Annotated in this window: 9 protein-coding genes; 8 read left to right on the top strand and 1 reads right to left on the bottom strand. The window is 67.8% G+C overall.

The genetic code is table 11. From position 1 onward, the window contains the following. The 6 genes from B1A78_RS18035 to B1A78_RS18010 all read left to right on the top strand — a co-directional run. On the top strand, positions 1 to 937 hold a 937-nt coding region (locus B1A78_RS18035), incomplete at its 5' end, for a murein hydrolase activator EnvC (protein ID WP_077148294.1). A 131-nt stretch (positions 938 to 1,068) separates the two neighbouring features. Beyond that, entirely contained in the window at positions 1,069 to 2,463 is a 1,395-nt protein-coding gene (locus B1A78_RS18030) for a S41 family peptidase (RefSeq protein WP_077148293.1), read from the top strand. 21 nt (positions 2,464 to 2,484) lie between these two features. Beyond that, the gene (locus B1A78_RS18025; protein WP_077148292.1) at positions 2,485 to 2,967 is read left to right on the top strand and encodes a disulfide bond formation protein B; all 483 of its coding nucleotides are present in this window, start codon (positions 2,485 to 2,487) and stop codon (positions 2,965 to 2,967) included. Continuing rightward, positions 2,964 to 3,482, top strand: a complete 519-nt coding sequence (locus B1A78_RS18020; protein WP_077148291.1) for a demethoxyubiquinone hydroxylase family protein — start codon at positions 2,964 to 2,966, stop codon at positions 3,480 to 3,482. Before B1A78_RS18025 ends, B1A78_RS18020 begins: the two co-directional genes overlap by 4 nt. A 74-nt stretch (positions 3,483 to 3,556) precedes the next feature. Next, positions 3,557 to 4,165, top strand: a complete 609-nt coding sequence (locus B1A78_RS18015; protein WP_077148295.1) for a hypothetical protein — start codon at positions 3,557 to 3,559, stop codon at positions 4,163 to 4,165. 129 nt (positions 4,166 to 4,294) lie between these two features. Continuing rightward, positions 4,295 to 6,010, top strand: a complete 1,716-nt coding sequence (locus tag B1A78_RS18010) for a hypothetical protein (RefSeq protein ID WP_077148290.1) — start codon at positions 4,295 to 4,297, stop codon at positions 6,008 to 6,010. Between the two features lie 54 nt (positions 6,011 to 6,064). Here B1A78_RS18010 and B1A78_RS18005 read toward each other — a convergent pair whose 3' ends face one another. Beyond that, on the bottom strand, positions 6,065 to 8,005 hold the full coding sequence (locus tag B1A78_RS18005) for a prolyl oligopeptidase family serine peptidase (protein WP_077148289.1): 1,941 nt from the start codon (positions 8,003 to 8,005) through the stop codon (positions 6,065 to 6,067). Positions 8,006 to 8,414: 409 nt separating this feature from the next. Here B1A78_RS18005 and B1A78_RS18000 point away from each other — a divergent pair, with 409 nt between their 5' ends. Together B1A78_RS18000 and B1A78_RS17995 are read left to right on the top strand one after the other, a co-directional pair. Next, positions 8,415 to 8,735 carry a hypothetical protein gene (locus B1A78_RS18000; RefSeq protein ID WP_256839214.1) on the top strand — a complete coding sequence of 107 codons (321 nt, stop codon included), beginning with the start codon at positions 8,415 to 8,417 and terminating at the stop codon, positions 8,733 to 8,735. A gap of 72 nt (positions 8,736 to 8,807) precedes the next feature. Further along, the coding region (locus B1A78_RS17995; protein ID WP_077148287.1) for a TldD/PmbA family protein at positions 8,808 to 10,077 on the top strand (1,270 nt) is incomplete at its 3' end.

Raw genomic sequence — 10,077 nt, 5'->3', positions numbered from 1 at the left:
GGCGCGCGTCGCGCTCGTCGGCCGCCGCCTGTCCGAGCAGCAGGCGCGGCTCGCCGAGCAGCAGCAGCCGCTGCTCGAGCTTGCAGCCTCGCTCCAGCAATTGTCGCGCCAGCCGCCGGTCACAGTGCTCGCGCAGCCGGGGTCGCTGACCGACATGGTCCATGCGCGCGCGGTGCTCGACGCGGTGATGCCGGTGATCGACCGCCGCACCGCCGGGGTGCGCCGCGAACTCGCTGCCCTCCGCACCACGCGCCAGCAGCAGTCGGCCGCGCTCGCCGCGCTCGCCGCGAGCAAGAAGCAGCTGGCGGCGCGGCGCGACGAACTGACGCGGCTCGAGAATGAAGGCCGGCTGCGTTCGCGCGAGCTGATGAGCAGCGCGCGGCTCGAGGCCGATCGCGCGCTCGGGCTCGGCGAAAAGGCACGCGACATCGTCGAGCTGATGGACACGCTCGAGGTCGACAGCGGCGTGCGCGCCGAGCTCGCCCAGCTCGCAGGGCCGGTCCAGCGCCCGAAGGATCCGGCGAGCGGCAACCCCGCCACCGCCAGTTTTGCCCGCGAAGAGGCCGACCTGTCGCGCGGCGCGTACCGCCTGCCCGTCGTCGGGCGGATCGTCGCGGGGCTCGGCGAAGTCGACGACAGCGGCGTGCGATCGCGCGGCATCACCATCGTCGCGCGGCCCGGCGGACAGGTCGTCGCCCCCGCGCCCGGGCGCGTCAGCTTTGCCGGTGACTATCGCGGCTATGGCAAGATCGTCATCATCGACCATGGCGGCGGCTGGACCTCGCTGCTCACCGGGATGATCGGCCTGTCGGCGAGCGTCGGCGACCAGCTCGACGCCGGCGCGCCGATCGGCCGCGCGGGCGCCGACGACGCGCATATCACGGTCGAACTGCGCCGCGCCGGGCGCCCGGTCGACATCGCCCAGATGCTCGGCTGACGCGTCCCGTTAACCTGCCGTTCGGGCGCCGATCCCTAAGCATAGGCATCGCTTGACGCCCCGGGGATTGCATAGGATTATGACGTACCGGGGATTTTAGGCGCAGACTCCGCCAAGGCTGAAAGACGATCATGACCGAACCGACCAAGACTCCCGTGTCCCCCAAGCGCCGTTTCGCGCTGTGGCAGGGCGCCGCCGCGCTCAGCACGCTCGCGCTGGTGCCGCTGGCGACCGGGGCGATGGCGACCGTCGACACCGCGACGACCGACGAGATTTCGCGGTTCATGGACGTCTTCCTCGAAGTGCGGTCGAATTACGTCGAACCCGTCGACGATTCGAAACTGATCGAGGGCGCGATCAACGGCATGCTCGCCAGCCTCGACCCGCATTCGGGCTATCTCGACGCGCGCGGCTTTTCGAATCTGCGCACCCAGACCGACGGCGAATATGGCGGGCTCGGCCTGTCGGTGACGATGGAAGACGGCGTCGTGAAGGTGATCGCGCCGACCGCCGACACCCCGGCCGACAAGGCCGGGATCAAGGCCGGCGACTATATCACCCACATCAACAAGGAACTGATCTTCGGGCTGACGCTCGACGAAGCGGTCGACCAGATGCGCGGCAAGCCGGGCACCAAGATCGACATCACCGTCGTGCGCGAAGGGCAGGACAAGCCGATCGAACTGACGCTGACGCGCGAGATCATCGACCTGAAACCCGTCAAATGGGAAGTGAAGGGCGACGTCGGCGTGCTGACCGTCACCAGCTTCTCGGCCGATGCGACCACCGACCTCAAGGCCGCGATGATGGCGGTCGAAAAATCGCTGGGCAAGAAGCCGCGCGGCTGGGTGCTCGACCTCCGCTCGAACCCCGGCGGCCTGCTCGACGAAGCCGTCGGGATCAGCGACATCTTCCTCGAACGCGGCGAAATCGTCTCGCAGCGCGGCCGCCGCAAGGGCGACATCGAACGCTATTTCGCCGAACCCGGCGACCTTGCGGGCGGTGCGCCGGTGATCGTGCTGATCGACGCCGGATCGGCCTCGGCCTCCGAAATCGTCGCGGGCGCGCTGCAGGACCAGCATCGTGCGGTCATCATGGGCGAACGCAGCTTCGGCAAGGGATCGGTGCAGACGGTGCTGCCGCTGACCGACACCACCGCGCTGCGCCTGACCACCGCGCGCTATTACACGCCCTCGGGCCGCAGCGTGCAGGAAGGCGGGATCGACCCCGACATCCGCGTGCCGCAGCTGTCGGACCCCGATTACAAGGATCGCCCGCGCTTCCGCGAAAGCGATCTGCGCCGCCACCTGATCAACGAGAAAAAGGTCGACAACAGCCTGCTCGAAAAGGACGAAAAGGACGATCCGCGCTTCACCGCGACCGCCGAGGAGCTGAAAGCCAAGGGCATCGACGATTTCCAGCTCAACTATGCGCTGCAGACGATCGGCCGGATCAACCCCGCGGCGCGCATGGCGCAGGGCAGCGCGCCGGCAAAGGCGCCCGCCAAGCCGGTGCGTCGCAACTAAGCCGCGTCTGAGGGGTCCGACATGCTGAACTCGCGTATCGCCGCGCCCGTCGTGGCGCTCGCCGCACCGCTGCTGCTCTATGGCGGCGCGCTGGTGTCGCAATATGGCTTTGGCCTGCACCCGTGCGAGATGTGCTATTGGCAGCGCTGGCCGCACCAGGCGGCGATCGTGCTGGCGCTGCTCGCGCTGCTGCTGCGCAGGAACGATGGCGCGATGCGCGCGCTGACCGGGCTCGCGGCGCTGGCGATCGCGGTGAGCGGTGCGATCGGCATCTTCCACGCCGGGGTCGAATATGGCTGGTGGGAAGGACTGACGACGTGCAGCTCGACCGGCAGCGGCCCGGTGACGCTCGACAGCATCATGGCGGCGCCGATCATCCGCTGCGACGTGCCGCAATGGACGCTGGGCCCGATTTCGCTCGCGGGTTTCAACGCGATCTTCTCGTTCGGCGCGGCCGCCTTCGTCTTGACCCTGCTGCGCCGCGGGCGCACATCGGCGGCATGAGCGACACCGACAAGAACGCCGCGATGATCCGCGTCGACCAGGCCGGCGAATATGGCGCGACGCGCATTTACGCCGGCCAGCTCGCGGTGATGGGCGACCGTCACCCGATGGCGCGCGAGATCGCGCATATGGCCGAGCAGGAAGAGCGCCACCGCAAATTCTTCGACGCGATGGTCGCGAAGCGCGGCGTGCGCCCGACCGCGCTCCAGCCGGTGTGGAACGTCGCGGGCTTCGCGCTCGGTGCGGTCACCGCCGCGATGGGCCCGCGCGCCGCGATGGCGTGCACCGCCGCGGTCGAGACCGAGATCGACCGCCATTACCGGCACCAGCTCGACGAGCTCGGTGACAGCGACCCCGAACTCAGCGCCGCGGTCGCCGATTTTCGCGCCGAGGAACTCGAACATAAGGAAGCGGCGCTCGCCGCGGGCGCCGAAAGCGCCCCCGGCTATCCGCTCTTGAGCTTTGCCATCCGCGCCGGATGCCGCGCAGCCATCGCGCTGTCGAAGCGTATCTGATACAAGCAACTGCCCGTTCATGACGGATGCAGGCATGGACTGCCATGCCGCACGAAACGACGAAGGATGACCCGATGACCCGCCTCCCCCTCGCCGCGCTGTTCCTTGCCGGCAGCCTGTTCGCGCTTCCCGCCGCCGCGCAGGATGCCGACACGTCGAACGCCGACAAGATCAACCAGGTCATCGTATACGGCAACGACAAGTGCGAGCCGTCGAGCGCCGACGAGATCGTCGTGTGTAACCGCCTGCCCGAACAGGACCGCTATCGCGTGCCGACGATGTTCCGCGGCGGCGACCCGCTCGACCCGCGCAACCAGGCATGGCTCAACCGCGTGACCACGATGGAACGTGTCGGCCGCTTCGGCACCGACAGCTGCTCGCCGACCGGGCTCGGCGGCTTCACCGGCTGTACCCAGGCGCTGGTCGAAGGCGCGCGCGCCGAGGCGAAGGCCGCCGACAAGACCGACTGGCAGGCGATGATCGCCGACGAGCGCGCCAAACGCCTCGCCGGGATCGACGCGGCATCGGACGAAGTCGAAGCCGCTGTCGTGGCAGAGGAACGCGCGCTCGCCGAACGCCAGAAGGCCGCGCAGGATCTGGAGGCACAGGCGAACGGCACCGCACCGCAGGCCGAGCCTGCCGAACCCGACGCCACCGACCTGCCGGTTCCGCCGCAGCACTGATCGGGCGCGCCGGCCGACCCAGGCAAAAGAAGCGGGCGGGATCATATCCATCCGATCCTAAACCGAAATCCGATTGATCGTGGATCGGCGCTCACCTAAATCCGCGGCAGGGGATTTAAGGGGCGATCGATGACGAAAAGGATGATTGTGGCGCTGTCGGCCTTGATGGGTCTGGCGGCGACGCCGGCTTTGGCACAGGGATTCAACAAGTCGGTCAGCACGGCGCACGGCGCGCCCGCCAGCAGCACCGACTTCCTGAATTGCGACGGCTACGGCCCGCCCAAGGGCAAGTCCGACGGCATTGCGCGCGAAACTTTCCTGTTCGGGGCCGCCGCGCGATCGGCGGACATACGCCGCAACGACATTGCGATCTTCGGCGAGCGCGGGCTCGCTGCCTGCGACCGCGCACTCGCCGACGCGCAGCTTATCGATGCCTTCTGGCTCCGCCGCGCCAATCTTCTTCAGGCCAAGGCGGTGCACGCCATCGGCGCCAATCAACCCGAACTGGCGCTGAAGTTGACCGCCGAAAGCGACGCCATCGGCAGGGCCCAGCGCGACCCCTATTTCGCGCAAAGCATCGGCTTGGGGAATCAGGGCGTCCGCGCCTATGCGCTGATCGTGCTCGGCCGCAAGGACGAGGCGCTCGCGGCCATCGAGGGACTGACCAAAAGCCGTCCGCTGGCGCAGTCGACCCGCGCGCTGGGAATGCAGTTGCAGCTGTATCTGGACCCAGGCTTCGTGACCCATGCCGACGCGTTGAAGAGCGCCATTCCCTTGTCCCCCGAAAGGGGTCGTCCTCTGTTCTGGATGCATTTCCTGAACGGCAATTACGACGAGGCGCGCGTCGTGGCGCCGACGATCAGTTTCGACCTTCCGAAACAACGCGGCGGCTGGACGCTCCGCGGCGCCGACAGCAGTGCGATGGAGCAGATCGGCCTCCGCGCATCGGTTGCAGGCGCATGGGCCTATGCCGAAAGCGTCGCGGGCAACCATGCGCGCGCCAGGGCGCTGCTCGACGAAGCGGGCGCCGAGATCGACGAGATCATGACGCCGCCGCCCCCGCGCGAGGACGGCCGCCCGCCGAAAAGGCAGGATGTCGACGACCATGCGCGCCGCCTTCCCTTCGCTCGAAAGGCCAAGGCCGAGTTGGCCTTGTGGAACGCGGCCATCGCCTTCCGCCCGCGGATCGCCACTATGCCGATCGCTGAAAGCGAGGCGGAAATTGCGGCGAAGCGGCTCCAGAGCCTGCCGATCGCCCCCGACATCCTGTCGCTCATGCGGTTCGATACGCCCGAACAGCGCAAGAAGAATGAGGAGATATTGGCGTCGATCCGCAGTCGTCTCGACGTCCAGCGCACCGATGCGCTCAAACTATCGACCGACGCGCTGATGGCGGCGCTCCCGCGCCCCGAAACGGCGAAGGTCGTACCCACACTCAAACCGGCCGGCGATGGCTATTTCCTCAGCGACTCCGGGCTGTCGCGAAACCGCGAGGGCAAGACCGACATCTGGACGATTCGGTACACGCACAAGGTGGCGCCCATTGCCGCAGTCGAGGAACTGGCCATGCTGGGTGCGGCGCAGACGGCGCAGCGCGAAGGATTTGACAGCATGCTGCTGCTGAGCCGCATTTCGATCTCGCGCACGACGAACGTCTCGAGCATCTATGTCCGCGACTATCAGCTGAACTCGGGCTATGAAGCCCAGATGCGCGTGCGCTTCGTCAACGCCGCCGCGCTGCCCGCAGATGTCGCCGACGCGGGTTGGCGGCTCGTCCCGGCCAAGCAGGTGATCGACGAATTGTCGGACCGGTACAAGACGGGCGGGCTGACCATCGCCTGGTGACCGACGCCCGCCGCCGCCGCGTCGAAGACCGGCGGGGCGGCAGCGGGCTCGGCCTCAATTCAGCAGATATTGCTTCCAGAAGACCAGCGACGCCCAGAAATTATAGTCGACATTTTCCTTCTTCGCGAAGCCATGGCCTTCGTTCGTCCCGACGAGGTGCCAGGCGGTGCCGCCATTCTTGCGCACCGCTGCGACGATCTGGTCAGCCTCCGACGCCGGCACGCGCGGGTCGTTCGCGCCGGTGACGATGAACAACGGCTTCTTGATCTCCGACACGCGGGTCAGCGGCGAGATTTCCATCAGCTTCGCGCGCTGTTCGGGCACGCGCTCGTCGCCATATTCGACGCGGCGCAGGTCGCGGCGATAATCCTGCGTATTTTCGAGGAAGGTCACGAAGTTCGAGATCGCGACGACGCACAGGTTCGCACGCAGCTTGTCCGAATAATGGATCGCCGCCGCATAGCACATATAACCGCCATAGCTGCCCCCGGTGAGCGCGAAGCGCGCGGGGTCGAGCGTCTTGTCCTTGGCGAAATGGTCGAGGAAGGCGCCCATGTCCTTGACGCTGTCCTCGCGCTTGAACGGCCCGTTGTCGAGGCTGACGAAGGTCTTGCCATAGCCGGTCGAGCCGCGGACATTGGGATAGAAGACCGCGATCCCCATCTCGTTGAGCAGGTAATTGGTGCGCCCCATGAACCCCGGGCGCGACTGGCCCTCGGGCCCGCCATGGACGTTCATGATCATCGGCCGCTTGCCCGGGAATTTCGCCGGGTCGGGGCGATAGAGGAAGCCCGATACCTCGAGTCCGTCGAAGCTCTTCACCTTGACCAGCTCGGGTTCGACATTCTTCGTCACGTCGAGCCCGCCGGTCTCGCTCTGCGTCCAGCGCGTGACCTCGAGCGTCTGCGGATTGACGCTGTAGGCGTCGGCGGCGCTGCGCGCCGAGGTGAAGCTCAGCCCGATGTCGCCCCACGGCGCGATGTCGACCCCGCCGATGATCCCCGCGGGCAGCTTTTCGACGGTCCGCACCGCACCCGTCTTGGGATCGAGCAGGCGCAGCTTCGCCATGCCCGCCTCGTTCACGACATAGGCGATGAAGCTGCCGTCGTCGGCGATGTCGAAGGTGTCGACGTCCCATTTCTCGGCCGGGCCCTTGGGCGTGAACTTGCCCGTCGCGGGATCGAGCGTGCCGAGCCGCTGGAAATCGCTGCCCTCGTCGCTGGTGCCCCAGATCGTGCCGTCGGGGGCAAAGGCGCCGCCGCCATAGGCGATCGATTTGCTATGGTCGCCGATCGGCGTCAGCTTGCCGCTCGCAAGGTCGAGCCGGAACAGGTCGACCTTTTGCACCGAGACATATTTGGCGACGAGCGCCCAGCTCTTGTCGGGCGCGATGTCGCTGACGCCCCAGCCGCCGCCGTCGACCTGCGCGACCATCCTGGTCGTCTTGGGATCGCGCGGATCCATGACATAGATGTCGTTGTCGCGCCCGTTGCGGCGCGTCGAGGTATAGGCCACGAGGCTGCCGTCCTTGCTCCACGCATTGAGCCCGTTGCGGCTCTTGCCGTCGGTGAGCAGGTCGAGCCGCCCGTCCTTCATCGCATAGATCTGGTAGAATTCATTGCCGCCGACATCCTTCTGCACCAGCATGATGTCGGCGCTCTTGGGCGACCATATCGCCGCGCCGACGGGCTCGGCCTCGAAGGTCAGCTGCTGCCGCGCGCCCATCGGAAAGGCGACGCGGTGAATCTGGTTGGTGTTGCCGAAGCGGGTCGAGATCAGCATCGATTTGTCGACCGGGTTCCAGCCGACGAAACCCGCGCCGCGATTTTCCATATAGGGCCGCGTCGCCGCCGCGAGCTCGGCGGGGATTTCGGGTACGCCGTCGGCGGTCAGCGCCGCGGGCTTGGGCGCGACGTCGGCAGGCTTGGGCGCTTCCTGCGCGAGCGCGGGAGCGAGCGGCAGCGCAAGCGCGGCCAAGACGGCAAGATATCGCATGTTGATTTCCCCTGTTTTCCCGAAACATCCGGACGGCAGGACATAGACGCTATCAGCCGGGCAAGCAGATGCAAGTTTCGACCGAAACCAAATCGCCGTCGACGAAAGCGCGGCATGCGGGCGAGTCGCGGCGTTCCGGGCGCCGCCGATCGCCTGCCGGGGCATTTCATTGCCATTTTGGCGGCAATCGCGCCATTCGCCGCAGAGTCGTTCGCAAATTGGGGCGAATGGAGCGCAAAATTAACGAATCGCGGGCAGACTGTCTTGACTCGGTCATGCTTGGCTGAAACCTAGGGTTTCTGGGAATCGCCGGCCTAAGGGGGCTGAAAAAATGGCATCAACATTCGGACCGCGCCTTTTGGGGCGCTCGGCTCGCGCCGTGCCTCCCGCACGCAGCCTCGGGCGCCGAATGACCTTCCATGCCGCCTTCGCGCTCCTCGTTTTTGCCGCCTTGCAGATATGGCTCGTGTCGAGCGCGATTTCGGCGGGGGCACCGACCGCGCTGACCTTCGTCGCGCTGACGCTGCTACTCGCGATCGCGGTGCCGATCGCACGGATCACCGAACGCCGCTGGTATCACCTCAGCCGCCAGGCACTCGCCAGCTGGGGCCTCCACGCGCGCTTTCGCCGCGACGTGCGCCGGCTGTGGATCGCCGCGCTCGCCTTGCCCTTCCTGTGGGTCAGCGGCGCGATGGCGGCGACGACCGGGCTCTCGGTCATCGGCGGCTGACGCCCCGATACCCCCGCCGCGCTTCACCGATAAGATTTTGACGGCTCGCCGCGCGCGCCCTAAGGCGCGGCGATGCTGACCGTAGCCGAAGCCCTCGACCGCGCGCAGATGCTGTGCGACGCCGCCACCAAGGCCGGCGCCGATGCCGCCGACGCGCTCTATTATTGCAACGCCGCGACCTCGGTCTCGATGCGCCTCGGCGCGCTCGAGGATGTCGAGCGCTCCGAAGGCCAGGACATCAGCCTGCGCGTCTTCGTCGGCCAGCGCAGCGCGTCGGTATCGACCGCCGACATGGACGCGGGCGAACTCGCCAAGCTCGTCGACCGCTGCGTCGCGATGGCGCGCGAGGCGCCCGAAGATCCCTATGCCGGCCTCGCCCCCGACGAGCTGCTGTTCCGCGGCGCGATCCCCGACCTCGACCTCGACGACGCCAGCGAAGCCGACCCGCAGGCGCTGCGCGAAGCCGCGCTCGCCGCCGAGGAGGCCGCGCGCGCCGTCGCCGGGGTGACCAACAGCGAAGGCGGCAGCGCCAGCCACAGCCGCACCCGCCTCGCGCTCGCGACCAGCCATGGCTTTGCCGGCGGCTATGGCGCGAGCGGCCACAGCCTGTCGGCGAGCGTCATCGCCGGCGAGGGCGCCGCGATGCAGCGCGACTATGGCTGGCACAGCGCACACCATCTGACCGACCTCGAAAGCGCGGCCGAGATCGGCACCCGCGCCGGCACCCGCGCCGTCGCGCGGCTGGGTCCGGGCAAGGCGCCGATCGGCAAGGTCCCCGTCTTTTACGACCCGCGCGTTGCCGGCGGCATGATCAGCCATTTGCTCGGCGCGATCAGCGGCCCCGCGATCGCACGCGGCACCAGCTTCCTGCTCGGCAAGGAAGACGAACAATTGTTCGACAGCGCCGTCGTCATCCGCGACGAACCCCACCGGCTGCGCGGCCTGCGCAGCCGCGCCTTCGACGGCGAGGGGCTGCCGACCGCCGGGCGCGACCTGATATCGGGCGGCCGCCTCACCGGCTGGCTGCTCGACAACGCCTCGGCGAAGCAGCTCGGCCTCACCCCCACCGGCCATGCGAGCCGCGGCGGCGGCGCATCGGGCGTCAGCGTCAGCAACGTCTATCTCGCCGCGGGCACCCAGAGCCCTGCGGCGCTGATGGAGGGCGTTGTCGAGGGCGTCTATGTCACCGAACTGATCGGCCAAGGCGTCAACCCCGTCACTGGCGACTACAGCCGCGGCGCGTCGGGCTTCGCGATCCGGAACGGCCAGCTTGCCGAGCCGATCGCCGAATTCACCGTCGCGGGCAATCTGATCGCGATGTTCGCCGCGCCAGCGCGCCATC

It is taken from the genome of Sphingopyxis sp. KK2 (genome assembly GCF_001990265.1).
Taxonomy (GTDB): domain Bacteria; phylum Pseudomonadota; class Alphaproteobacteria; order Sphingomonadales; family Sphingomonadaceae; genus Sphingopyxis.
This window is presented reverse-complemented; position numbering and strand designations above follow the sequence as displayed.

Excerpts from the sequence above, each read along its gene's own strand:
- B1A78_RS18030 (WP_077148293.1), top strand. The coding sequence starts at position 1,069 with ATGACCGAACCGACCAAGACTCCCGTGTCCCCCAAGCGCCGTTTCGCG.
- B1A78_RS18025 (WP_077148292.1), top strand. The coding sequence starts at position 2,485 with ATGCTGAACTCGCGTATCGCCGCGCCCGTCGTGGCGCTCGCCGCACCG.
- B1A78_RS18020 (WP_077148291.1), top strand. The coding sequence starts at position 2,964 with ATGAGCGACACCGACAAGAACGCCGCGATGATCCGCGTCGACCAGGCC.
- B1A78_RS18015 (WP_077148295.1), top strand. The coding sequence starts at position 3,557 with ATGACCCGCCTCCCCCTCGCCGCGCTGTTCCTTGCCGGCAGCCTGTTC.
- B1A78_RS18010 (WP_077148290.1), top strand. The coding sequence starts at position 4,295 with ATGACGAAAAGGATGATTGTGGCGCTGTCGGCCTTGATGGGTCTGGCG.
- B1A78_RS18005 (WP_077148289.1), bottom strand. The coding sequence starts at position 8,005 with ATGCGATATCTTGCCGTCTTGGCCGCGCTTGCGCTGCCGCTCGCTCCC.
- B1A78_RS18000 (WP_256839214.1), top strand. The coding sequence starts at position 8,415 with ATGACCTTCCATGCCGCCTTCGCGCTCCTCGTTTTTGCCGCCTTGCAG.